This window comes from Maritimibacter alkaliphilus HTCC2654 (assembly GCF_000152805.1).
GTDB lineage: Bacteria > Pseudomonadota > Alphaproteobacteria > Rhodobacterales > Rhodobacteraceae > Maritimibacter > Maritimibacter alkaliphilus.
Window position 1 is genome coordinate 2,014,993 of the sequence record NZ_CH902578.1, and the last position, 24,698, is coordinate 2,039,690.

20 protein-coding genes are annotated in these 24,698 nt (G+C 65.5%); 13 read left to right on the plus strand and 7 right to left on the minus strand.

Annotated elements, in window-relative coordinates; all coding sequences use genetic code 11:
- Positions 1-110: 110 nt before the first annotated feature.
- Entirely contained in the window at positions 111-1,337 is a 1,227-nt protein-coding gene (locus tag RB2654_RS10870) for a polysaccharide biosynthesis/export family protein (RefSeq protein WP_008331376.1), read from the minus strand.
- A gap of 204 nt (positions 1,338-1,541) precedes the next feature.
- On the opposite strand from RB2654_RS10870, the gene RB2654_RS10875 reads away from it, so the two are divergent.
- From RB2654_RS10875 to RB2654_RS10890, 4 genes are read left to right on the plus strand one after another with little or no spacing between them, the layout of a single operon-like run.
- Positions 1,542-2,777, plus strand: coding sequence for an oligosaccharide flippase family protein (locus tag RB2654_RS10875; protein ID WP_008331377.1), 1,236 nt, complete (start codon positions 1,542-1,544; stop codon positions 2,775-2,777).
- A gap of 3 nt (positions 2,778-2,780) precedes the next feature.
- Positions 2,781-3,704, plus strand: coding sequence for a glycosyltransferase family 2 protein (locus tag RB2654_RS10880; RefSeq protein WP_008331379.1), 924 nt, complete (start codon positions 2,781-2,783; stop codon positions 3,702-3,704).
- An 11-nt stretch (positions 3,705-3,715) separates the two neighbouring features.
- The gene (locus RB2654_RS10885; RefSeq protein WP_008331381.1) at positions 3,716-4,702 is read left to right on the plus strand and encodes a glycosyltransferase family 2 protein; all 987 of its coding nucleotides are present in this window, start codon (positions 3,716-3,718) and stop codon (positions 4,700-4,702) included.
- A gap of 15 nt (positions 4,703-4,717) precedes the next feature.
- Complete coding sequence (locus RB2654_RS10890) at positions 4,718-5,722, plus strand: glycosyltransferase family 4 protein (RefSeq protein ID WP_008331383.1); 1,005 nt, start codon at positions 4,718-4,720, stop codon at positions 5,720-5,722.
- 57 nt (positions 5,723-5,779) lie between these two features.
- Here the strand turns inward: RB2654_RS10890 and RB2654_RS10895 are convergent, their stop codons facing one another.
- The 3 genes from RB2654_RS10895 to RB2654_RS10905 all read right to left on the minus strand — a co-directional run bounded on the left by RB2654_RS10895 (position 5,780) and on the right by RB2654_RS10905 (position 9,235).
- Entirely contained in the window at positions 5,780-7,057 is a 1,278-nt protein-coding gene (locus tag RB2654_RS10895) for an O-antigen ligase family protein (RefSeq protein WP_008331384.1), read from the minus strand.
- The gene (locus RB2654_RS10900) at positions 7,054-8,508 is read right to left on the minus strand and encodes a GumC family protein (protein ID WP_008331386.1); all 1,455 of its coding nucleotides are present in this window, start codon (positions 8,506-8,508) and stop codon (positions 7,054-7,056) included. The genes RB2654_RS10895 and RB2654_RS10900 overlap by 4 nt, the downstream gene beginning before the upstream one ends.
- 115 nt (positions 8,509-8,623) lie before the next feature.
- Complete coding sequence (locus RB2654_RS10905) at positions 8,624-9,235, minus strand: response regulator (protein WP_008331388.1); 612 nt, start codon at positions 9,233-9,235, stop codon at positions 8,624-8,626.
- A gap of 285 nt (positions 9,236-9,520) precedes the next feature.
- On the opposite strand from RB2654_RS10905, the gene RB2654_RS10910 reads away from it, so the two are divergent.
- The 7 genes from RB2654_RS10910 to RB2654_RS10940 all read left to right on the plus strand — a co-directional run bounded on the left by RB2654_RS10910 (position 9,521) and on the right by RB2654_RS10940 (position 18,239).
- Positions 9,521-10,879: a WecB/TagA/CpsF family glycosyltransferase gene (locus RB2654_RS10910; protein WP_008331390.1), complete on the plus strand. Its 1,359-nt coding sequence runs from the start codon at positions 9,521-9,523 to the stop codon at positions 10,877-10,879.
- 23 nt (positions 10,880-10,902) lie between these two features.
- On the plus strand, positions 10,903-11,790 hold the full coding sequence (locus RB2654_RS10915; protein WP_008331392.1) for a UTP--glucose-1-phosphate uridylyltransferase: 888 nt from the start codon (positions 10,903-10,905) through the stop codon (positions 11,788-11,790).
- 107 nt (positions 11,791-11,897) lie between these two features.
- Positions 11,898-12,422: a putative pterin-binding protein gene (locus RB2654_RS10920; RefSeq protein WP_187432412.1), complete on the plus strand. Its 525-nt coding sequence runs from the start codon at positions 11,898-11,900 to the stop codon at positions 12,420-12,422.
- A 42-nt stretch (positions 12,423-12,464) separates the two neighbouring features.
- The gene (locus RB2654_RS10925; protein ID WP_008331396.1) at positions 12,465-15,008 is read left to right on the plus strand and encodes an ATP-binding protein; all 2,544 of its coding nucleotides are present in this window, start codon (positions 12,465-12,467) and stop codon (positions 15,006-15,008) included.
- An 82-nt stretch (positions 15,009-15,090) separates the two neighbouring features.
- A complete protein-coding gene (locus tag RB2654_RS10930) occupies positions 15,091-16,077 on the plus strand; it encodes a LacI family DNA-binding transcriptional regulator (RefSeq protein ID WP_008331397.1) in 987 nt (328 codons plus the stop codon).
- Between the two features lie 81 nt (positions 16,078-16,158).
- The gene (gene hisD / locus RB2654_RS10935) at positions 16,159-17,487 is read left to right on the plus strand and encodes a histidinol dehydrogenase (protein WP_008331403.1); all 1,329 of its coding nucleotides are present in this window, start codon (positions 16,159-16,161) and stop codon (positions 17,485-17,487) included.
- The gene (locus tag RB2654_RS10940) at positions 17,484-18,239 is read left to right on the plus strand and encodes an SDR family NAD(P)-dependent oxidoreductase (protein ID WP_008331406.1); all 756 of its coding nucleotides are present in this window, start codon (positions 17,484-17,486) and stop codon (positions 18,237-18,239) included. The genes hisD and RB2654_RS10940 overlap by 4 nt, the downstream gene beginning before the upstream one ends.
- Positions 18,240-18,248: 9 nt before the next feature.
- On the opposite strand, the gene RB2654_RS10945 is transcribed toward RB2654_RS10940, so the two are convergent.
- The 3 genes from RB2654_RS10945 to RB2654_RS10955 all read right to left on the minus strand — a co-directional run bounded on the left by RB2654_RS10945 (position 18,249) and on the right by RB2654_RS10955 (position 22,884).
- Positions 18,249-19,334 (minus strand): FAD-binding oxidoreductase, encoded by a 1,086-nt coding sequence (locus RB2654_RS10945; RefSeq protein ID WP_008331408.1) that lies wholly within the window; start codon positions 19,332-19,334, stop codon positions 18,249-18,251.
- A gap of 3 nt (positions 19,335-19,337) precedes the next feature.
- Entirely contained in the window at positions 19,338-20,576 is a 1,239-nt protein-coding gene (locus RB2654_RS10950) for an aromatic ring-hydroxylating oxygenase subunit alpha (protein ID WP_008331410.1), read from the minus strand.
- Between the two features lie 271 nt (positions 20,577-20,847).
- The gene (locus RB2654_RS10955) at positions 20,848-22,884 is read right to left on the minus strand and encodes an NADH:flavin oxidoreductase (protein WP_008331412.1); all 2,037 of its coding nucleotides are present in this window, start codon (positions 22,882-22,884) and stop codon (positions 20,848-20,850) included.
- Between the two features lie 115 nt (positions 22,885-22,999).
- Here RB2654_RS10955 and RB2654_RS10960 point away from each other — a divergent pair, with 115 nt between their 5' ends.
- Positions 23,000-23,623: a TetR/AcrR family transcriptional regulator gene (locus RB2654_RS10960; RefSeq protein ID WP_008331415.1), complete on the plus strand. Its 624-nt coding sequence runs from the start codon at positions 23,000-23,002 to the stop codon at positions 23,621-23,623.
- 435 nt (positions 23,624-24,058) lie between these two features.
- On the plus strand, positions 24,059-24,676 hold the full coding sequence (locus RB2654_RS10965) for an MT-A70 family methyltransferase (protein WP_083783459.1): 618 nt from the start codon (positions 24,059-24,061) through the stop codon (positions 24,674-24,676).
- Positions 24,677-24,698 lie beyond the last annotated feature (22 nt).

Below are 24,698 nucleotides of genomic sequence, written 5' to 3' on the forward strand. Positions count from 1 at the left end.
CCCTGACCCGGAGGCCGTGCACCCATTTGCAAAGAGTATGCCGCGCGCGCCGACTTGTCGATCAGCGACGGGGCTAATCGTCCAGGATGAACCGCTCCACAAGCAAGGCGCTAGGGCAGGATCGAGAGCGGCAATGACCCGATCGCGCTGCCCAGACCGGTGGCGTTCGTGACGGCGCTGTCATAGCAGGCAATCGCGTCCCCCGGCAGAAGAAAGGGATCGTAGTCGTCCCGGTCGGCCCGGCGCATCATGCCTTCGATGTCGCGTTCTACGACGGCGGAAACCCCGGTCATCGGGTTGCGGGTGTAGAGCGCGGCGGAGCGGTGGGCGTTGGTCGTGCGGGTGCCGCCCACGCAGTTGGTGTCGATCACGGCCTGCATGTAGCGCGTGCCATAGGGCACTTCGCGCACATCCTTGCCGATCGCGGACAGGGCATTGCCCGCCGCCGGTTGCGTGAGGTTCGACAGGAACAGCGTGATGCCCGGCGGGCTGATCGGACTTGGCACCATCAGGTGATCCTGAAAGCACATGCGGCTGGGCACCGTGATTTCGTCCCCGGTCAGGAGCATGATGTCCGCCCGGTCGCGGCCCGTCAGCACTTCGCGCAGGTCGAGGATATAGAGCTGGCCGTTGCGCCGCAGTTCGACGGCAGACAGGTCTGCATCCGGGCGGATACCGCCTGCGGCCCGGATCGCGTTGGCAAGGTCGCGCGCCTCGGTGGTGGCGCCGAGCGTGTCCTGGCGGCCCCGGTCGACCTCCCCCCCGTTGACGCCGCCAATCTCGACCGGGCGCGGTTCGAACACCGCCCCAGTCACGCCGACGCTGGCCGCCGCGTAGTCCTGCAAGCGGACCGAGACCAGCGGGCGGGTGTCGAAATATCCACCGGACATGAGGGCCGAGGCGATGTCCGCCTCGACCTCTTCGATCCGGCGCCCCTGTGCCACGACCGGGGACAGGTATGGCAGACGGATCACGCCGTCGCGCGAGACCTCGTAACGGTCCGAGAACGTCTCATCCCCCGACACCAGCACCTCGACCAGATCGCCGCGCGACAGGAACTCGCCCCGCAACGCGAACACGGCCCCCACCGTGCCCTTGCCGCCTTCGAAGCTGTCGCCGACCTCGCCCCCGCGGGGCGGCAGACATTTCGAGGCGTTCATGTCGCGGGCGCGCAGGATCGGTGCGTCTTCGCGCGGCGCCGGTTCGCGATACTGTGCCTGATAGGCGTCGCCCTGGGCGACCGGTTCGATGTTGTCGTGATCCACGACGGCGGCGCAGGCGGTTAGGCCCAGCGCGGCGGCGCACAGGGCGAGAAGTGGTTTGGGGGCGGTGGTCATGGCAGCGTCATCGTCCGGTTGCTTCGGTCTCCCTGCCTTGTAGGCGCGCCCCTTGGACCGTGCATCGCGGCAGACGGGTGAACGGGCTACCCTGAAGGATAGCGAGTGATCCGAACGTCCGATCCGGCTCGCCCGTGGCGCGGGAGACAGGCGTCCCGCCAGCGTTCAGAACCGGGACACAACGATCTGAACCCGGACCCCGCCATGCGCCCTGCCCTGCTCAACGCCCCTTTCGCCCGCAATCTTGCGGCCTACGGGGCGTCCGAAGTCGCCGCCAAGGCGTCGCGGATATTCGTGGTCATGGCGGTGGCGCGCAGTCTGGGCGCCGAGGAAATCGGGATCGCGGCGGCGGCCATGGCGGCCTCGGACATCCTGAAATCGCTTACCGAGAACGGGATCGGTCAACGCCTGATCGCCTGCCGCGAAAGCGACCTCGCCGGGTTGGCCCGCACCGCGCTGCGCCTGTTCTGGGTCTGGGCCGTCGCGCTGTTCGTAATCCAGCTCGCCCTTGGCACGGCTCTCGCTCTCGCCTCCGGCGACGTGATGCTGCTGATCCTCGTCGCCGTGCTCGCGGGCGAGTTCCTGTTCATGCCCGCGGGCCTCGTTCAGGCCGCGCTTGCGATGCGGGCCGGCAAGCTCAAGCAGACGGCGGCCATCGCCGGGGGACAGGTGGTCGGGGCGAACCTGCTGACGGCCGTTTTGGTGCTGGTCTGGCCTTCGCCGCTGGCACTCGTCTTGCCGAAACTCCTTTCGGCGCCGATCTGGCTCATCTCTATGCGGCGGCTGCACCCCTGGCGCGCGGATCGCGGCGCGCGCTTCGCCCCCATCCGGCCTTTCATCGGCTTCGGCGCGCCCGTGCTGGGGGTCGAAATGGTCAAGGCGCTGCGCCTTCATGCCGACAAGCTGCTGGTCGGTGCGCTGCTGGGGCCCGAGGCGCTGGGGCTTTACTTCATGGCCTTCAACGCCGGTCTCGGGCTTGCCAATTCGTTTTCCTTCGCCTTCGCAAGCGTGCTCTTCCCGCATCTAGCGACGGCAGAGGATCGCGCGGGCGCATTGAAACAGGCGTTCCTTATGGGGGCCGGGGTCATCGCGCCGGTCGTGGTGCTGCAAGCCCTCGCCGCGCCCTACTACGTCCCGATCCTGTTCGGCGACGGATGGGACGGGGTAAGCCACATCGTTTCGATCCTGTGCCTTGCGGCGATCCCCGGCGTGATCTGGACATCGGCGGCGGGCTGGCTGCGGGCGACGGGACGCCCCGGCATCGAATTCAAGACGACCCTGGGGCTCACCGCCGCCTTGCTCGTCAACACCGTCCTCATGGCGCCCTTCGGGCTGACGGCCATCGCCGTCGGATACCTCGTGACCGCGACGGTCACCCAACTGATCGCGTCCCTTCCCGCGCTTGGCGCCGCGTTCTCACCCCATATGCAGGAAGTCTGACCCATGCCCCGCTTTTCCATCGTCATCCCGGTCTTCAATGCCGAAGCGACCATCGCCGAAACGCTGGACGCCATCGCCGCCCAGACCGTCGCGGATTGGGAGGTCATATTGGTCGACGACGGGTCGACCGATGGCACCGCCGCGATCCTGCGCGAACGTCTGCGTGAGGACAGCCGCCTGCGCGCCTTTCGCAATCCCGGCAAGGGGCCGAGTGCCGCGAGGAACTTCGGCGTGTCGAAACCTGCACGGGGCGACATCATCGCCTTCTGCGACGCGGACGATATGTGGGAGCCGGAAAAGCTTGCGCGCCTCGACCGCATGTTCGCCGATCCGGGCATCGACGCGGCCTATGGTCAGGTCGCGTTCTTTCCGGGTGACCGACGTGGCGCGATGCGGCGCTCGACGGTGCCGAGCGGCGCTTTGACCGCCGAGATGCTGATGGGCGAAAACCCCGTCTGCACGATGTCGAACCTGTCGATCCGGCGCAGCGTCTTTCGGGCACAAGGCGGGCTGGACGAAACGATGGTCTACAACGAAGACCTAGATTTCCTGATCCGTCTGGTCACGCGGGGCATCCGGATCGTCGGGGATCCGGCGCTTCACATTCGCTATCGTACGGACAACGGCGGATTGTCGTCGCGGCTGGTGGCCATGCGCGACGGGCGGCGGGCGGTCCTTGCGCGGGCGAAACGGTCTGGCCTGCGCCCCAGTCGGGCGCAGGAGGCCGTTTTCCTGCGCCACCTCGCCCGCCGCGCCCTGCGCACCGAGGACGGCACGCGGGCCGCGCTCCGGTTCGCGCTCGAAGGTCTCGCCACACACCCCCGCGCTTTTCTGTCGCCCGTGCGCCGGGGGCTGGCGACCGCCGTCGCCGCCCTCGTCTCGCCCGCTCTTCCAAGACCCCTGCGCCGCGCCCTGTTCGCCGCTTGAAAGGATCGCACATGCCCTTTGCCTCCATCGTCGTCCCGGCTTTCAATGTCGAGACCACCCTGTCCGCCACCCTCGCCTCGCTCCTTGCGCAGAGTTTTCGCGACGTCGAGGTGATCGTCGTCGATGACGGCAGCTACGACCGCACCTACGAGATCGCCGACTGGTACACGCGCGACAAACGCCTGAAGGTCGTGCGCCAGTCGAACCGAGGACTGGCCGGGGCCCGCAACACCGGGATCGCACATGCGACCGGCGAGATCGTGGGCTTCTGCGACTCTGACGATTTGTGGCATCCCGAAAAGCTCGCGGCCCATGTCGATTTCCTGCGTGCCAACCCCTCTGTCGGGTTGAGCTATTCGGGGTCGCAACTGATCGACGATGCCGGGGAACCCACCGGGCTTTTCCAACGACCGAAAATGCGCGGCGTCACCCCGGCGCACCTGTTCCGCCGCAATCCGGTGGGCAACGGGTCCGCCCCGGTCATGCGCCGCGCGGCGCTGGAGGATCTGGCCTTCCGCCCGGCCATCGAAAAGGTGCGCGACTGGGTGTTCGATGAAACCTTCGCCCAGTCCGAAGATATCGAATGCTGGATGCGTCTCGCCCTGACGACCGAGTGGGAGGTGGCTGGCCTGCGCGCGCCCCTGACGCTCTACCGGGTGAATGGCGCGGGCCTGTCAGCCGGGACCGAACGGCAGCTTGCAAGCTGGGAGCGGATGGTGACCAAGTTGAGCACAATCGACCCGGCCTTCATCGCGCGCCATGCCCCTGCGGCTCGCGCCTATCAGTTGCGCTACCTTGCCCGCCGCGCGGTGAGCGCGCGCGACGGTGGTCGCGCCCGGGCGCTTTCGTCCCGGTCGCTGTCCACGTCGCTGCATCCGCTTTTCTTCGAGCCGCTCAAGACGATCACCACCCACGCGGCGGCACTGGCGCTGGACCTGTCCGGTCCGCGCGTGGTCACCGCTGCCGAGACCGCGCTTCGGCGCGCGCGCAACAACTGACAAAGGCACACCGGCATGACGACCATCGCACATCTTGTCGACGACACGACCCCGGGCGGGGTCATGCGCGTCATCGAGCACATCCAGCGGGATGCGGACATGGCCCGCCTGGCCCGCCACCGCATCATCCCGCTGCCGCGCACGGGTTGGGCCGTTCCGCGTGTCGAGGCCGACCTGATCGTCTCACACCTGTCGCTGAACTGGCGGCGGTTGCCGTGGCTCATGCAGCTTCGGGCCATCCATTCGGGCACGCCGATGGTGCATGTCGAACACAGCTACACCGCCGCCTTCGCGCGACACAACGTGGCGCGCATGGGCCGGTTCTCAACGATGCTACGGATCTCGTTCTCGCTGTTCGAACGCATCGTCGCGGTGAGCGAGGCGCAGGCCACATGGATGGTGGAAAAAGGTCTGGCCGACGCCGAACAGATCGAGGTGATCGCATCGGCCATCGACGTGGCACCGTTTCTTGCGCTGCACCCCATCCAGAAGGCGCCCCGCGTGATCGGTGCCTTTGGCCGTTTTGAACCGCAGAAGGGTTTCGACACGCTGATCGCCGCGATGCGGGCCAGTCCGCGACAGGATCTCGAGCTTCGCCTTTTTGGCGACGGCGGCGAACGCGAGGCGCTGGTCGCGCTGGCGGCTGGTGACCCCCGCATCCGGTTCATGGGCCACGTGTCCGACCCGGCCCGCGCGATGGGCGAGGTCGAAGCGGTCGCGATGCCGTCAAGGTGGGAGGCCTATGGCCTTGTCGCGCTCGAAGCCCGCGCCGCCGGGCGCGTGCTGCTCGTATCGAATGTTGACGGCCTGCGCGACCACGCCTCAGCCGGTGCGACACTCGTGCGCGATGGCTCGGTGCGTGGCTGGACGGCCGCGCTCGACGGGTTGGACACGCCCGACATGGTCGCGATCAAGCGGGCGCGCGTCGACGCGTCCGAGGCGACGCATTGGTTCGCCGAATGCTGGGAGCGGCTGGTGGAAACGCTTCTGAAAGACAAGGAAACTGCGCACGCGGCATAACGCACCCCCGCTCCGCATGTGCAGGGCCGCGCCTCGGGCAACCGGGCGCGGCCATTTTTATGTGCGGTCGGGTCTGTCGTCCGCCATTTCGCGGGCATGAAGCCCGAGGATCATGAGGCCGGGCCAGAGCATGTAGGCTTCGATCTCGACGTTCTCGCCGAAGCTGAGAAGGATCAGGGTCATCATGATCCCCAGCGGCAGCCGACCCCGCGGCCCGCGTGCCGCGTCGACAAGCGCGAGGCCGGTTTGCCACAGCATCGGCACGAGGAGGGCCAGAAATCCGACGAGCCCTTTGACGAACAAAAGCCCCCACCAGGTGTGGTGACTGCCGATCGGCATGTATTCCACGATATGCGGTCCCGGCTCGGGCCTGCCGTGACCGAACCAGAACGCCTCGTTCCGCCAGCGTTCGCCCGCGATGCGCTGAAGCGTCGCCCTGACTCGCGTGCTGTCGGCGCGCGCGTCCTTGAAGGTGCGCACGGCATCCGACGCGATGCGCGCCACGGCCGGGCCGATCACGGCGAACGAGGCGGCAATGCCAGCACCCACCTTCCACGCCCAGCTTTTCGCAATGAGCGGCATGGCGCGGGGAACCACCGTGCAGGCGACCAGACCAACAAGGCCCATGCGCGATTTCGACGCGAAGATCATCACCATCGCTGCGGTCAGGCCGATGGTGCGCCAGCGTTTATCGCGTTCCTCGAGCGCGAACAGGGCGAGGACGACACCCAGCAAGGCCGCGAAGGGCGACCATGGCGCGTAGAACTGCCAACGCGGGGTCCAGCTTGCCGGATCCCAGGTGAAAAAGAAGACGCTGAAATACTCCGGTCCGGGACCACCCACGGCCTTGAGCGGCGAGGTGAAGATGCGTTCCGGCAGGCCGACATAGGGGGCGGCGATCAGGATCGGCGTCAGGATCAGCGTCCAGAGCGCGATCTTCATCTGGCCCCGCACGTAGACCTCGCGCCGGATCGGCAGGACCGCGCCCGCCAGCGGAAACAGCGCCATGAGCGCCCAGCCCTTCGCCCAGCCGATTGTCGACTTGATGGTCGCGCCCATGCCGTAGGACCAGTTGACGTGGCCGACCCAGAGCGCGACGAGCATGACGACCATGCCCAGCATCCACGCCCAGACGACGGGCGGAATGCGGCCCGTCGCGCGCAGATCGGGCCGGATCGCGGGTCCGAGGTAAAGCGACAGGCCGGCAAGACCCGCCAGTATCCACCCCAGCACCGGCCCGACGACATAGAGCGCCCCGATCCCGTAGAAAGCCCAGGTCAGCGCCTGAGTCCGGTAGACGATCCGCTCGGCCGGGTTGGCGGGCGTCACGTTCACGGTGCGGGCTTTGCGAGCAGGCGATTGATGAGCGGCCTGCGCATCCAGCCGAGTGCGAGGCCCATGAAGAGCATCAGCGTCGCCGCGATCCCCGCGGCGAGGGCGAGTTTCTTGCGCGGCGATGACGGCTGGTCGGGCAGGTTCGGGTCTTCGAGCACCTGAACCAGCGGGTAGGAGGCATAGAGGTCCGACTTGGTGGTCTGCGCCCGCGCCATCGCCGAGGCGAAAACCGCCTCGGCCACCTGAAAATTGCGTTGCAGGTCTTCAAGCCGCGCGGCGGGTTCCAGAAGCGCGGCGGTCTTCGCCTCGTCCGCCGCGAGTTGCGCGGCCAGCGTAGCATGTTCGGCAGCCAGCCCCTGCCGGGCGGCATCGTATTCCACGAGCCGGGCGAGCAGGTCCGCACGGCCCCCGACCGGGGCAAGGTCGAGGGCGTCGAGCTGATCCGCGCTCAGGCCTGTGATGCGCCCCGCGCGCCTGCGCGCTTCGGCCAGCGTCGCTTGGTACTTCGTGCGGATGCCCACTCGCTCGGGATGGTTCGCGCCGTATTGCTGGGCCGCCATCGCCAAGGCGGCGGACTGCTCGGCCATCTGATCGGCCAGCGCCGCAAACTCGCTGTCGGCGTGAAGCTTGATCGTGGCCGCAGCCAGCGTCGGAGAGATCGCGAGTGAGGCGACCAAGGCATCGACCTGCCGTGTCTGTTCGTCCAAGTCGGTTTCGAGGTCGAGCACGCGGCGACGCAGCGCATCGGTTTCCGAGACGATCTGCTCATACTGTCCCGCCGAGACGAGCCCGGTTTCGCGCTGAAGCGCCTCCATCTCGGCGCGGGTCGCGGCGACCGAGGCGCGGAATTCCTCGATCGCACCCTCGCCGCTGGTTTCGCGTGTGCCCAGTTCGTCCGCACGCAGCGCATCGAGTTCTTCGAAGAAGGCCGCGATCAGCGCATCCCCGCGTTCCTGCGCGGCGATGGGCGACCCGGCGGTGATCGAAAGCTGGATCATCCCGGTCTGGTCGATCAGTTGCACCTGTGGCGATCCGAAATCGGCCCGGCTCGTCCCCACCGTTTCGGCCGCGTGCGCGATGATCCGATCCGCACCGATCAGGCGTTTATAGGTGACGGTCGGGCTGACGGAATTGTTGGCGAAGGGCGAACTGGCATGGGACGAGGCCTGCCCGATGCTGTCCAGCGTGACCGACGCGGACGCGCCCGAGCCGGGCAGGATAAGGACGGCCTGAGACGTGTAGCGGGCCGGTGCGGTCGCGAGGTAGCCCAGGATCGGTGCCCAGATCAGCGAGGTGGCCAGAAGCGTGATGCCGATGTAGCGGGGAAGGCGCCCGGCGTCGTCGATGCGACCGCCAACAAGCACCCGGCCGATGCTGGCTTTGCCGATCGGGGTCCGGATCGGGCGCAGATGACGCAGAACGGTCGAAAACTCTCGGGGTCGCGCGAACATGGGGGGCTCCTTCGCGCACAGACCTACGCCAAGTGCCGTGCGAAAGCCCCGGCGCGGGGGGAGGAGCCGACGCCCCCGTTGGGACGTGCCCTATCCGGTCGGATAGTCGGCGCGGTCAGTAAAGCCCGGCTTCACGCGCGACGAGCGCCGCCTGCGTCCGGTTGTTGACGTCGATCTTGCGATAGAGCGTCTTGAGATAAAGCTTGATGGTCGGTTCGGTCAGGTCGAGATCGCGGGCGATTTCCTTGTTCGACTTGCCTTCGGTCAGGCCCTTCAGAACCTGCATCTCGCGTTCGGCCAGCTTTTCGGCCAGCGGATGCTTCGCCTCTTCCTTGGCGGTCATGAAATCGACGGGCACGTATTGCTCGCCCATCGCCATGAAGCGCACGGCGTTGACCAGCGACTTGGCCGACAGCGTCTTCGGCAGGAAACCGGCGGCGCCGAGGTCGAGCGCCTGTTGCGCGATCTCGCGCGTGGCCGTGCCGGTGATGAGGGCGACGCGCTGGTCGCCGCCGATCTTCATCGCCCGCTCCAACCCGTCGATCCCGTTCATGCCCGGCATGTTCAGATCGAGCAGGACGAGGTCGAAGGGTTCGCTTTGCTCCATAAGCGCAATCGCACCGTCGTAATCCGCAGCCGTTTCCGTCTCGAAACCGCTGGCGGCTTCGAGAAAGGCGACGAGCGTGTCGCGCAACAGGTCATGGTCATCGGCAATCAGGATACGCATGGTGCGATAAGCTCTTTTTTGTCGGGGCCGTCCCTTTCGCAAAGGAAATCGGCCAAAATTTGGCAGCGGTGCCAGCTCGTCTCATTAAATCGCGAGTTAATTTAGCGCAAACGGTCATTCGCGGCGTCCGCTATCCGATCGGATAGTCGCCGATACCCGCTGGCTTGGCAACGCGTCCCTTCGGACGGATGGTGCCTCCGTTCAGGCTTGGGGGCTGTCCGCCTGTTCGCTGGAAATGAGGAAGGCCGACAAGCAGAAACTCTGTAATTCAAGGAGTTATCTGCCATGCACCACGATCACGCCGCTTTCGCCCTACCTGCCCCGGAACCGCTCACGACCGTTCGTCTGTTCGACTTCGACGTCGTTTCGGAATCGGGCGACCGGGTCGTCGACCACCTGCTCGCCCCGGGGCGGCGGCGGGTTCATTTCGTCAATGCGCATTGCATCAACCTCGCCGCGCGCGACCTGTCCTATGCCCGTGCCCTGCGCTCGGCGGACGTGGTTCTGCCCGATGGTGCGGGCATCGAACTGGCGTTCCGCGCGGTCGGGCACCGGATGGCCGAGAACCTGAACGGCACCGATTTCGGCCCTCGCCTGCTTGCCGAGGCGGCCGGACGCGGTAAATCGGTGTTCCTGTTCGGCGGGCGCCCCGGCACGGCGGACGCTGCGGCGGCGCGTCTCGCCCGCGACATCCCCGGTCTGGTCATCGCGGGCACCCGCGACGGATACGAGGGCGCGCGCGATACCGAGGCCGCGATCCGGGCGATCAACGCGTCGGGCGCCGACATTCTGATGGTCGCCATGGGCGTGCCGCTTCAGGACCAGTGGATCGCGGATCATGGCGACGACCTTACCCCACCCCTGACGCTCGGCGTCGGCGCGCTGTTCGATTTCCTCGCGGGCAACGTCTCGCGCGCGCCGCGCCTGTTGCGGAAAGTGCGCGGCGAATGGCTGTGGCGACTGGCCGTGGAACCGCGGCGGATGTTTCGGCGGTACGTGATCGGCAATCCCGAATTCCTGTTCCGCACTCTGGGTCTGATCGCGCCGCACACCATCGCGAAGCGTGCGTTCGATCTGCTGGTCGCGGGCGCGGTGATCCTTGCCCTGTCTCCGCTGTTCGCGCTCACCGCGTTGGCGATCAAAGCCGATACGCGCGGGCCGGTGTTCTTTCGCCAGACCCGTGTGGGGCGCAACGGCCAGCCGTTCAGCATGCTCAAATTCCGCTCGATGGCGGTGGATGCCGAGGCGCGGCGCGATGCCCTGCTCGCAACTTCGGACCGCAGCGGCGTGTGCTTCAAGTCCCGGACCGACCCCCGTGTCACGCGCGTCGGTCGCCTCCTGCGCCGTTATTCCATCGACGAGCTGCCGCAGGTCTTCAACGTGCTCACGGGCGATATGTCCATCGTCGGGCCCCGCCCGGCCCTGCCGAACGAAGTCGCCGCCTATCCGCCGCGCGCCCTTGGGCGGCTCGCAGTCAAACCCGGTCTGACTGGCGTCTGGCAGGTGTCGGGGCGTGCCGAGATCGGGTTCGACAAGATGGTCGACATGGACATCGCCTATGCCCGGACCCGGTCGGTGCTGCTCGACGCCGTTCTGCTCGCCCTCACCTTTCGCGCCGTCCTGACCGGGCGCGGCGCTTACTGACGCTTCAATCAAGGAGATTTTTCATGTCCCACATTCGCAAAGCCGTCTTTCCCGTCGCCGGTCTCGGCACCCGTTTCCTGCCCGCGACCAAATCGGTCCCGAAGGAAATGCTGCCTCTCATTGACCGCCCCCTGATCCAATACGCCATCGACGAGGCGCGGGCCGCCGGGATCGAAGAGTTCATCTTCGTGACCGCTGCGGGGAAAGGAGCGCTCGAGGATTATTTCGATACCGCCGAAATGCTGGAAACGCGACTCGCCGCGTTGGACAAGCATGACCTGCTCGCCCGACTGGAGCAGACGCGGCTGGGCGAAGGCGCTCTGACCATCCTGCGGCAGGACAAGCCGCGTGGGTTGGGCCATGCCGTGCGCGTCGCCCGCAAGGCGGTTGGGGACGAGCCGTTCGCGGTCCTCCTCCCCGATGACGTGATCCGCGCGGGGCGCCCGGCCTTGGCGCAGGTGATCGCCGCCCATGCCGAAACCGGGGGGCATATGGTGGCGACGATGGAGGTCGCGAAACCTGACGTGTCCAAGTACGGCGTGCTGGCGGTTCAGTCCACGACCGGGCGGTTGTCGCGCGCAAGCGGCATGGTCGAAAAGCCGCGGCCCGAGGTCGCGCCATCGCGTGAGGCCGTGGTGGGCCGCTATATCCTCGCCCCGTCGATCTTCGACCGTCTCGCGATGATCGCGCCCGGCGCCGGAGGGGAGCTGCAACTGACCGACGCGATCAACGCGGATGCCGCGTCGGTCCCGGTGCACGGCTATGCCTTCGAAGGGACGCGCTATGATTGCGGGTCGCAGGCCGGGTTCGTCGCGGCAACGATCGCCTATGCGATGGACCGGCCCGAACTTGCCGCTTCGGTCCATGACGAGCTTGCGCGGTGGAACCGGCCGGCCGCACTTGCGGGCTGATCTCAGGGCGCACTATCCGAACGGGTAGTGCGCTATCCCGAAGCCCGTTTCGGATGGGACGAAACGTGCGATACATGGACAGCGTCGGAAAAACGGAGGTTGTCTTCATGTTCACCACTCACGGACCCATCGCCCGCGGGGTCGTCGTGGCAGCACTCACGGTCGCTGCCCCACTTTCGGGCATGGCGGATGACCTTCCGCAACCGACCGGCGATGTCGTCCTCCGCGTGACCGGCGACATCGCCGTCACCAATGCCGAAGGCGCGGCGGTCCTCGACACCCAAATGCTTGCCGACATCGGCGAGACCACCTTTTCGACGACGACGATCTGGACCGAGGGCGAACAGAGCTTCACCGGCGTCGAACTCGAAGACCTGCTCGACGCACTCGGCGTCGACGGCGGCATGCTCGAAGCCCGCGCGCTGAACGACTACATGGTCGAAATCCCGGTCTCCGATGCGGTCGAAGGCGGCCCGATCATCGCCTATCTGCGCAACGGCGAACCGATGTCCATCCGCGACAAGGGGCCGCTCTGGATCGTCTACCCGTATGATCTAAACACCGACTATGCCAGCGAACTGATCTATTCGCGCAGCATCTGGCAACTGGACCGGATCGAAGTGGTCCGCTAACACCTCGGGCGGGCAAAGACCCACCCGTTTCGACAGGTCGCCATGCCGTTCACCCGTCGCCACCGTTACCTGCGCACGCTCGCAATCGCCGCATTGGCCATCGCGGGCGTCGTCGTGTCGGTGGCCCTTGGTGGCGAGGTTCTGCGCAAGCTTCGGCTGCTCGAAACGGCCGCATCCGACAACATCCAATGGACCCTGTCGCAGGTCGAGGTCGAATACCTAGACCTCGCCATCGCAATCGAGCAATTCCAACTCGGCCGGACCGACGACCTCGACACCGTCCGGCGCGAGTTCGACATCTTCTACAGCCGTATCCGGACCCTGTCGGAGGGCGATCTTTATGCCGGACTGCGCGAACAGCCTGCTTTCGCCCGCCAGCTTTCCGTCATCCGGGATTTCCTCGATACCTCCGTGCCGCTGATCGACGGTGCGGATGACGCTCTGGCCCGAGAACTCCCCGTTCTTTTCGAGGATATGCTCGACACCCGCACCACCGTGCGCGAACTGGCGGCGACGGGGCTGGGCTATTTCGCCCAACAGGCCGATCTGCGGCGCGAGGAGATCGCCGACACGCTGTTCTATCTGGCGATCCTGACCATCGTGGTCCTGACCGGCCTTTTCGCGGCCTCGGTCGTTCTGTTCCGTTTGAACCGCAGCAACGAGGCGCGCGCGCGCACCATCGAAGCGGCCTCGCGCCGGATGGAGACCATCGTCAACACCTCGCTCGATGCCATCGTCGTCTCGAACCGGACGGGGCGCATCATCGCATTCAACGACGCGGCCGAAATCATCTTCGGCTACAAGCGTGAACAGGTGATCGGGCAACTGATGAGCGAGATCATCGTGCCGCCGCATCTGCGCAATGCCCATGAGGCCGGCATGGAGCGGTTTCGCACGACCGGAGAAAAGCGGGTGATCGGTCAGGGGCGGATCAAGCTGGAAGCGATGCGGTCGGACGGGTCGGTCTTTCCGGCGGAAATGGCCATCGAGTCCGCCGAGGGCAGCGACGGCGAGATTTTCGTCGGCTACCTGCGCGACATTTCGCACCGGGTCAAAGCCGAGACCGACCTCGTGGAAGCCCGCGACAAAGCCGTGGCGGGCGAAAAGGCGAAGTCGGAATTCCTGGCCGTCATGAGCCATGAAATGCGCACCCCCCTGAACGGTCTGCTCGGCACGCTGGCCTTGCTCAAGGGCACCAAGCTGTCTGCGAAACAGGCGCAATATGTCGACAATCTCGAGGTGTCCGGGGGCCTGCTGCTGACCCATATCAACGACGTGCTCGACGTGACGAAATACGAAGCGGGCAAACTCGACGTCGATTTCGTGCCGACCGACCTGTCGGCGCTCGTGCGAAGCGTCGTCGACAACCAGCGCGACCTCGCCTCGGCCTCTGAAAACACGATCGAATGGTCCTGGGTCGGCAAGCCGCTGCCGCCTGTCATGACCGACCCGCAGCGCCTGCGGCAGGTCCTTATCAACCTCGTCGGCAATGCGGTGAAATTCACGCGCGGTGGGCGCATCCGGATCGAGATCGGCGCGGTGCCGCAAGGCGGTGGGGCCGATGTGACGATCACGGTCTCGGACACCGGGATCGGTATCGCACCCGAGGATATCGACAGGCTGTTCGAGGATTTCGAGACCGGCGACCGATCCTATGGACGGGCCCGCAACGGCACCGGTCTGGGCCTTGGCATCGCGCGGCGTCTGACGCGGGCGCTTGGCGGCACGATCGGCGCGGAAAGCGAGCTTGGCGAAGGCAGCACCTTCTGGATCGACCTGCCGCTCGATTACGCAAGCGATCCCGTCGAGACCGGGACCAAGACCAAGCTTCCGGCCCGGCCCGCACAGGCGCAATCGATCCTCGTCATCGAGGACAACGAGATCAACCGCACGGTTCTGCGTGAAATGCTCATCGCGGACGGGCATCGGGTGGTCGAGGCCGAGGATGGTCTGCAAGGCGTTCATCTGGCGCAGTCGGCGGCCTTCGACCTGATCCTGATGGATATTTCCATGCCCGTGCTCGACGGCGTGGCGGCAACGGAACTGATCCGGTCGACGCCGGGGCCGTGCCAGACCGCGCGCATCGTCGCGGTGACCGCGCATGTCATGCCGGGGGAGGTGTCGCGGTTCACCGAGGCCGGGATGAACGGCGTCCTGTCCAAGCCCATCGACCGCGCGAGGCTGCGCCAGCTTCTTGTCGCGCAGGAGACCACGACCGAACCGGCACTGTCCGAGACCGGCCTCGTCGATCCGGGGCGTTTGGCGGAATTCCGGTCGGAAATCGGCGACGACCTGTTCGCCAAGTTGCGCCAGACCTTCGTCGATGACGGCGACGCGCTGGTCGCCATGCTGTCGGCAGGGGGCGAAGGCCCGACCCAAGTCGCGGACCGCTGTCACAAGATGGCGGGCGCGGCGGCGATCTTCGGAGCGGGCCCGCTTCGCGAGGCGCTCAAGACGACCGAAAGCGCGTGCCGCGAAGGCGTTTCCGAGGGTCGTCTTGCCGATCTGATCGCCACGCTCGTGCCCTTGTGGGCCGACACCCGCAAGGCGGTCCTGTCCGACACGGGCGCCCCTGTTGCACTCTGAAACCGCTCGTGGCCCCGGCCGACCCCTTGATCCACGGATTGAAATGTTTTCAAGTCACCTCCCAGCAGAGGGCGAGGATCACGTGGCGCGGAAAATCACTGCTAAGGATGTCGCGGAACGGGCGGGCGTGTCCCGGTCCGCCGTGTCGCGCGCGTTCCGGTCGGATCGGTCCCTGTCCGACGACAAGCGCGTCCGTGTGATCGAAGCTGCCCGCGCGCTTGGCTATGTCTCGCCTGCCGCGCAAGCTGTGGCGTCGGTCACGACCGGGACGATCACCCTCGTCGCGGGTGATCTGGAGAACCCGTTCTATCCCGTGGCGGCTGCCGAGCTTTCACAGGCGATCCACGCGGCAGGGCGACGCCTGATCCTGCATACGGTACCGCCCGACATGGATGTGGACGCGGTGTTGCAGCAGGTGCTCGACTATCGTTCGGACGCGGCCATCGTCACCTCGGCCCATATGTCGTCACGCATTGCGCGCACCTGTCGCGACGCCGGGATGCCGGTGATCCTGTTCAACCGGGTGCAACCTGACGCCGCCATGACGGCAGTGACCTGCGACAACTACGCGGGCGGGCGACTGGCGGCCCAACATTTCGCGAGGCTTGATCGGCAGCGCATCGCCATGGTCGGGGGGAGCGCCGATACATCGACGCACATCGAACGCAGCCGGGGATTTCGCGATGCGCTGACCGCGTTGGGTCGACCGCTCACTGCCGCGCCCGACGGGGCCTATCGCTACGATACGGCCTTTGCGGCGGCGCGGGCTTTGTTCGACGGTCCGAACCCGCCCGACGCGGTTTTTGCCCTGAACGACGTCATGGCGCTGGCGGTGGTCGACGCGGCGCGCGAGGCGGGGCTGGGCGTGCCGGACGACGTGGCGATCATCGGGTTCGACGATATTCCAATGGCCGCGTGGCCCTCTTACCGGCTGACCACGATCCGCCAGCCGCTGCGCCGGATGGTGGCCGAAACGCTGGATCTGATCGACGCGCAGAAGGCCGATCCGACTGTCGGCGGCACGATCCGTATTCTGCCGGTCGAAATGATCCGGCGCGAAACGGCTTGAAAATTTTTCACGCTCAGTGGTCACCCTTGCCCGATCCGCGATGCTGCCGCTAGGTGAAGGCGACGAAGTGGAGGACATCGCATGGCCATCGAACATCTCAAACGCAGCAAACCCGAAACCGAGCGGGCCGAGGACGACGCCAAAGTGCGCGCCACGGTCGAAGCGACGCTGAAAGATATCGAAACGCGGGGCGATGCCGCCGTGCGCGATCTGTCGGAAAAGTTCGACGGCTACACGCCCAAGGCGTTCCGCCTGACCCCGTCCGAGATCGAGGCCGCGATGCAGAAGGTCACGACGCGCGAGATGGAGGACATCAAGTTCGCCCAGACCCAGATCCGCCGCTTCGCCGAGGCCCAGCGCGCCACGATGACCGATACCGAGGTCGAGACGATGCCGGGCGTGATCCTCGGCCACAAGAACATCCCGGTGCAATCCGTGGGCTGCTACGTGCCCGGCGGCAAGTTCCCCATGGTCGCCTCGGCGCATATGTCGGTGTTGACGGCGTCGGTCGCGGGCGTCCCGCGCATCGTCGCCTCGGCCCCGCCGGTCAAGGGTGCCCCCCACCCCGCTATCGTCGCCGCGATGCAATTGGGCGGCGCGCATGAAATCCTCGTGCTCGGCGGTATTCAGGCCGTGGGCGCCATGGCCATCGGGACGGAAAGCATCGACCCGGTGCATATGCTCGTCGGCCCCGGAAACGCCTTTGTCGCCGAAGCCAAGCGGCAGCTTTTCGGGCGCGTGGGCATAGACCTGTTCGCTGGTCCGACCGAGACGATGGTGATCGCGGACGACACGGTGGATGCCGAGATGTGCGCGACCGACCTTCTGGGTCAGGCCGAGCACGGCTACAACTCCCCCGCCTGTCTCATCACCAATTCGCGCAGGCTGGCCGAGGCGACGCTGGCCGAGATCGACCGCCTGCTCGAAATCCTGCCCACCGCCGAAACGGCGAGCGTCAGCTGGCGCGACTATGGCGACGTGATCCTCTGCGACACCTACGACGAGATGCTCTCGGTCGCGAACGACATGGCCTATGAACATGTGCAGGTGATGACGGATCGCGACGACTGGTTCCTCGACAACATGCACTCTTATGGCGCGCTCTTTCTTGGCCCCCGCACCAACGTCGCGAACGGCGACAAGGTGATCGGCACGAACCACACGCTGCCGACGAAAAAGGCCGGGCGCTATACGGGTGGCCTCTGGGTCGGCAAGTTCCTGAAAACTCACAGCTATCAGAAAGTGACGAGCGACGAGGCGGCCACGCTGGTCGGCGAATACGGCTCGCGCCTGTGTATGCTCGAAGGGTTCGTGGGCCACGCCGAACAGTGCAACGTCCGCGTGCGCCGCTACGGCGGGATCAACGTGCCTTATGGCGAGGCCGCACCCTACCGCGGGGCCGCGGAATGAGCGCGCCGGATTTCTCGCTTTCGGGCAAGCGCGCCTTGGTGACGGGCGCGGGCCGGGGGATCGGCCGCGCGATCGCCGAGGCCTACGCCGCCGCCGGGGCCGAGGTCACGCTCTGCGCCCGGACGGGCGCGGAGGTCGAGGCCGTGGCCAAGGCGCTCACCGATCAGGGGTTCAAGGCGGACGCGATGGTCGCGGACGTGACCGACATCGCGGGCTTCGCCGCCCTCATCGCCCAGCGCCCCGCCTTCGACGTCTTCGTGAACAACGCAGGCACCAACCGGCCCAAGCCCTTGTCCGATGTGAGCGAGGACGACTACGACGCGGTCATCGACCTGAACGTCAAAGCCGCGATCTTCGCGGCGCAGGCGGTGTCGGCCAAGATGGTCGAGAACGGCACCAAAGGGTCGATCATCAATATGTCCTCCCAGATGGGTCACGTCGGCGCGGCCAATCGCACGCTCTATTGCGCGTCGAAATGGGCCATCGAAGGTTTCACCAAGGCGCTGGCGGTGGAACTGGGACCGAAGGGCATCCGCGTGAACACGATCTGCCCGACTTTCATCGAAACCCCGATGACCAAACCGTTCTTCGAGGATCCGGCGTTTCTGGACAGCGTGTTGGCCAAGATCAAGCTGGGGCGCATCGGGCAAGTGGGCGATATCACGGGCGCCGCCGTGTTCCTCGCCTCGGACGCCTCCGGACTGATGACCGGAAGTGCAATGATGCTGGACGGGGGGTGGACGGCCGACTAAGCCGCCCGCTCAGGCATCGACTTCGACCGCGCCGATGGGGTGCGAACAGCAGGCGAGCACATAGCCCGCCTCGATGTCGTCGTCCGAAATTCCGCCGTTGTGAACCATGTGGACCTGACCCGAGGTCTTCTTGATCTTGCAGGTGCCGCAGACGCCGAAGGTGCAGCCCGACGGAATCACGATGCCCGAATTGCGCGCGACCTGTAGGATCGTGTCGGTCTCGGTGCAGTCCGCCGTCGTGTCCGACCGCGCGAAGGTGACGCGCGCTTCGGCCGCATCGTCGAGCACCAGATCGTCCGGGTCGGGTAGCTGCTCTTCCGTCTTGACCGGGGCGACGAAGGTTTCCTGCGCATATCGGTCCATGTCGTAGCCGAGACCGATGAGCATTTCGCGCACCGCATCCATGAACGGTTCGGGACCGCAGCAATAGACCTCGCGGTCCATGTAGTCGCCCGCGATCAGACCGATCATCAACTGGTTCAGACGGCCCCGGAACCCGGTCCAGACGTGGTAAGGATCGTCCTCTTCCACGAGGAAATAGAGCTTCAGTTCCGGCACGCGGGCCGCCATCATTTCCAGCCGCTGACGCGCGATGATCTCGCTCGGTCGTTTGGCGCAGTGCAGGAACACGATGTCGGTGCCAGCGCCACGGTCATAGAGATAGGTCGTCATCGACAGGGACGGCGTGATGCCTGAGCCGGCCGAGATGAACAGGTATTTCTTCCGCTCGCGCGTCGGCAGGGTGAAGATGCCCGCAGGCCCCGTGGCCTTGATCTTCATCCCCGGACGCAGATGGTCGAGCATCCAGCGCGTGCCGATGGAATCCGCCTGCGCCTTGACCGTCACCGACAGGGTCAGCGGGCGCGAGGGCGACGAGCTTATCGTGTAGGTGCGCCAGACCGTGCCACCGGGCACCGGAAGCTCCAGCGTGACGAACTGCCCCGGCTCGTATTTGAACACGGCCCCCGACGGCGCGATGAAGCTGAAAGACGCGGTGTTCGGCGCCTCGGGCACCACCGCGCAGCATTCCAGCAGTTCCTCGTCACGCCAGATCGCGGCGTCGGCGGAAGCGGTCAGGTCGGTCTGCAAGCCCATCTCTTACTCCGCCGCGAGGACAGCGGGACCGGTGATCGCGCGGATGAGGGTGCGGGCATACCAATCGACGAACTGGATGTTGCCGCTTTCCTGCACCGGAGAATACGGCCCCGGCTCGTAGGCGGGCGAAAGAATGCCGCGCTGGTTGTTCTCGACCACCTCGCGGTCTTCCTCGTTGGTGTGTTCCCACACTTCGGTCAGGCGTTTGACGTCGTAATCCTGCCCCTCGACCGCGTCCTTGTGGACAAGCCACGTGGTCTGCACCTCGGTCCGCATGGGGCCGATGGGGGTCACGCGGAAGGTGATGGCGTGATCGCCGAGAAAGTGGTTCCAGGTCGTCGGGTAGTGGAACTTGAGCAGCGTGCCCGGCGTGTCGTCCGTGACCCGGCCCAGCTTTTTGGCCACGGCCCATTTCGTGTCCATCGTGTAACTCTGCGCACCACCCAGTAGCGGCATACGCGCGAGGCGGTATTGGCCAGTATCGGACAGGTGGAACCGCGACGGCACGCCTGCGGCCTCGAGCCGCTGGAAATGGCTTTCGACCGACGGCGGGAATGTCCCGTCCTCGGAAATCCCGGCGACCGCCGGATCTTCGGGAAAGGTGCGGCACAGCGACGGGTGGTTGCCCGAGCAGTGATAGCACTCCCGGTTGTTTTCCCACACGAGCTTCCAGTTGCCCTCTTCGATGATCGTCGACTGGTGCGCGATTTTCGCGTTGGTCAGATCGTGGGGGGCGAGATAGGGCTCGGCCACGGCGGCGAAGGTATCGAAATCCGGCGCGCGGTCGGCGAGGCAGATGTAGACCAGCCCCGAAAGAACGCGACAATGCACCTGCTTCAGCCCGAACTTCGAAGCGTCGAAATCCGGCCCCATGTCGCGCGCCCACAGGAGCTTGCCGTCCAACTCATAGGTCCACTGATGGTAAGGGCAGACAAGCTTGGGGTTGGTGCCCTTCTTGGTCTTGCACAGGACCGATCCACGGTGGCGGCAGGAGTTGTGGAAGGCGCGGATCTCGCCGTCGTTGCCGCGCACGATGACGACCGAATAGGCACCCACCTCGTACACCACGTAACTCCCGGCCTTCGGCACTTCGACGGCGGGCACGGCGTACAGCCATTCGCGATACCAGATGTTCTCAAGATCGACGGCATAGGTGCCCGCGTCGCAATACAGATCCTGCGACAGCGAATAGCCCGGCTTGCGGCGCATGAGTTGCGAAAGAACGTCCGAGTCGCGCAACATGTGACTTCTCCGATGTGGTCCGCGGGTGATGCATCCACCCGGCGGGGTGAGGTTTCCGATTTGCAGAAAGCTCGCGAGTCAGTCGACCCGGCGCGCGCCATTCCTGCGTTTCCAAAACACGATTTTGCGCCTCTGGAACGGACGGAATCCGACACGCGCAAATCCGTCCGCGACCTGCGCGAAAATTGGCGCCTTGCCGCTGTCCGTTCCGGCATCGAAGCGCCCCGATCCGCACCCAATCCGTGTGCGTCCTGCGAACATCGCACGCCGCCTACAGGGCCCGGGCGAGGCGCAGCGCGTCGTAAATCGCCGCATGGGTGTTGCGCGCGGCCACGGCATCGCCGATGCGGAAAAGCCGATAGGTGCCATCGGAGTTCGTGGAGACGGTTTGCGGCGCATTGGCGATGAGGGCTTCGTAATCGACCTCGCCCAGATTGGAGGAACCGGGGCGCAGGTCGAAATAGAGATCGTCCAAGGGCCGGGTGCCGTGGTTCACCACCACCTGATCCACCCGACGCTCGCGTTGGACACCGCCGTAATCGCTGCCGATGTCCGCGACGAGTTCATTGCCGTCCCGCCGCACCGCGTCCAGCCGCCATGTCACGGTAAAGGTCACGTCGCGCGCCTGAAGCTCGCGCAGCGAGGGGGTCAGCGACATCGCCATGACCTCGGGCACGATGTTACGGTCGCGTGTCATCACTTCGACTTTCGCGCCCGTCGCCGCGATCTTTTCGGCGGCCTGCAACGCGGGGTAGTCGCCCGCGTCGTCATAGATCAGAACGTTCGCGCCGGGGCGCACGTCGCCCGATAGAATGTCCCATGTCGAGGTGACGAGGTCGTCGCCCTCACGCAGCACCTCGACATGCGGCAGGCCCCCGGTGGCGACGATCACCACGTCCGGCGCATGGGCGGCGACCGTCCCCGCATCCGCGAAACTGTTGTAACGGAAGGTGACGCCGAGCCGCTCACACTCCGCAACGCGCCACTGGATGAGCTGCATCATTTCGGCGCGCCGTGGCGTCTGCGCGGTCAGACGCACCTGCCCGCCGGGATCGTTCGCGGCCTCGTGCACGATCACCTCATGCCCTCTGAGCGCGGCGACCCGTGCCGCCTCCAGCCCCGCAGGCCCGGCGCCGACGATGACCACGCGGCGAGGTGTCTCGGCTGGTGCGATCTCATGCGGCTGCTCGATCTCCCGGCCCGTCGAGGGGTTGTGCAGACAAAGCGCCATGCCGCCTTGGTAAATCCTGTCGAGGCAGTAGTTCGCCCCGACGCAGGGCCGAATGCGATCCTCCTCCCCCCGCATGATCTTGGCGACGATATGCGGATCGGCCATGTGCGCGCGGGTCATCCCGACCATGTCGAGCTTGCCGGAGGCGATGGCATGGCGCGCGGTCGCCACGTCCTGAATCTTGGCGGCGTGAAAGGTGGGGAACTGCGTCGCGGCCCGGATGTCGCCCGCGAAATCCAGATGCGGGGCCGAGCGCATCCCCTGCACCGGGATCACGTCGGTCAGGCCCGCGTCGGTGTCGATATGCCCTTTCACCACGTTCAGGAAATCGACCATGCCGCTGTCTTTAAGTCGCCTGGAAATCTCCAGCCCGTCCTCGCGCGTCAGGCCGCCCGGCAGATCCTCGTCCCCGGTGTAGCGCACGCCGACGATGAACTCGGACCCGACCCGGTCGCGGATCGCTTTCAGCGTGTCGAAGGTGAAGCGCAGGCGCCCGTCCAGATCGCCACCATAGGGGCCGTCGAGCGTGTTGGTCAGCGGCGACCAGAACTGATCCATCAGGTGCCCGTAGGCCTGCAATTCGATCCCGTCGAGCCCCGCCGCCTGCATTCGTTCGGCGGCATCGGCGTAATCCGCGATGATCCGGGCCACGTCCCAATCCTCGGCCTTTTTCGGAAACGCCTTGTGCGACGGCTCGCGCTCATGGCTGGGCGACACGACCGGGAGCCAGTCGGCCTTATCCCACCGCGTCCGACGGCCAAGGTGGGTCAGCTGGATCATCACCGCGCAGCCATGCCCGTGGCACTCGTCGGTGAGGGTCTTCATCCAGCCCACGACCTCGTCCTTCCACGCGAGGATGTTGTTGAACACCGGCGGACTGTCGCGGGAGACGCTCGCCGACCCCGCCGTCATCGTCAGCGCCACGCCCGCCCGCGCGCGTTCCACGTGATAGGCGCGATACCGGTCCTTGGGCATCCCGTCCTCGGGATAGGCCGGCTCGTGACTCGTGATCATCAGCCGGTTCTTCAACGTCAGGTGTTTGAGTTGATAGGGCTGGAGAAGCGGGTCGTTGGACATGGAAACCTCCGTGGCTTGGCAAGCGATTCCACAAAATGTTCACTTATGTCAAGTTTAGAGACATAGGTGTCTATTCTCCTTGCTCGGCCTCGCCCACGCGCATAGGATCGTCGCCATGACCGACGCACGGGACATCACCGAAACCGGCTGGCGCGGATCGCGTGAGGGGTGGCTCGACGCGGCCAAGTCCGCGTTGATCGAAAGCGGCATCGGCGCGGTGAAGATCCAGCCCCTCGCCGAACGGATCGGCCTTTCGCGCACCAGCTTCTACTGGTTCTTCAAGGATCGCGCCGCCGTGCTGGACGCCCTTCTGGAAGACTGGGAAGCGACCAACACCGGCGCGCTCGTCTCGGCCTGTGACGCCTATGCCGAAACCGTGCAGGAGGCGGTTCTGAACCTGATCGCGGTGTTTCTGGACGACGGCGGCTTCGAGGCGCGGTTCGACTTCGCGATCCGCGGATGGGCGCACCAGTCCGACGCCGTCCGGGCCCGCGTCGCGCAGGCCGACGAAACCCGCCTCGCCGCGATCCGCGCCCTTTTCGCCCGCTACGGCTATGACGGGGACGAAGCCGACGTGCGCGCGCGCACCATCTACCTTGTTCAGATCGGCTATATCTCGATGCAGGTGGAAGAAGACCTCGAAACCCGCCTCGCGCGCTTTCCGCACTATGTGCAGACCTACACCGGACAGCCACCGACCGCGAACGAAATGGCGCGCTTCGCGTCCCGGTTCAGGTGAACCTCGGATCGATCCGGCAGGGAAGGAAAGTGGCGCGCTGGGGAGGATGCCGGTAGGAAATTCTAGTTTCATAACTGTCTGATTTTACTTATAAAGTCAAGCTACATCTCGGCCAATACAGGCTCTTGTGTGACCTTTTGTGTAACCTGATAGACGAGGTGGTGTGCACCACTGGTCCAGGGCAAATCCACTTCGACCGGTCCGAAACCGGGTGAGCTCCCAACGTAGTTTCTCAGCAACGAATTACTTCATGCCGAGTTGACCAACTTGTATGGGGTGCGAGAAAGTGGCATCTCGATGGTCTGGGACCACTAGATTTGGTGTCCGTCTGGTATATCGTCTCAAGGAAAAGCAGGGGAGAACGCAGTGGCGGATGGTAAAGAAGCGGCAGAACATCTGTCGCAATTCTTGAACGGGCAGACCTTTGGCACAGTGATGGCCGATCCGCCTTGGCGCTTCACAAACAGAACGGGCAAGATGGCCCCCGAACACAAACGCCTCGCAAGATATCCAACCTTGTCCGTTGAGGAAATTTGTGACTTGCCGGTGGCCGAGAACATGGCCGAGCGCTCGCATTGTTACCTGTGGGTTCCAAATGCTTTGTTGCCGGAGGGCCTGAGGGTTCTTCAAGCGTGGGGATTTGAGTACAAGTCGAACATCGTTTGGCAAAAGGTCCGTAAGGACGGTGGCCCGGATGGTCGAGGTGTGGGTTTCTACTTCCGTAACGTAACGGAACTACTGCTTTTCGGAGTGCGGGGCAAGAATGCGCGGACCCTCTCTCCGGGCAGACGGCAGGTCAACTACCTCTTGGGCGAAGAACCTAATGGACCTGATGGAGATATCCTCAAGACACGCAAGCGAGAGCATAGCCGCAAGCCTGACGAGCAGTACCAGATTATCGAAGAGTGTTCCTGGGGCCCCTACCTTGAGTTGTTCGGTCGAGGCGTACGTGAGGGCTGGACCGTCTGGGGCAACCAAGCCGATGCAGATTACAAGCCTGATTGGAAGACCTACCCCTACAACTCTGGATCAGTCGTCAACGCGGCTGAGTAGTCTTAGGAACATTGATAGGATC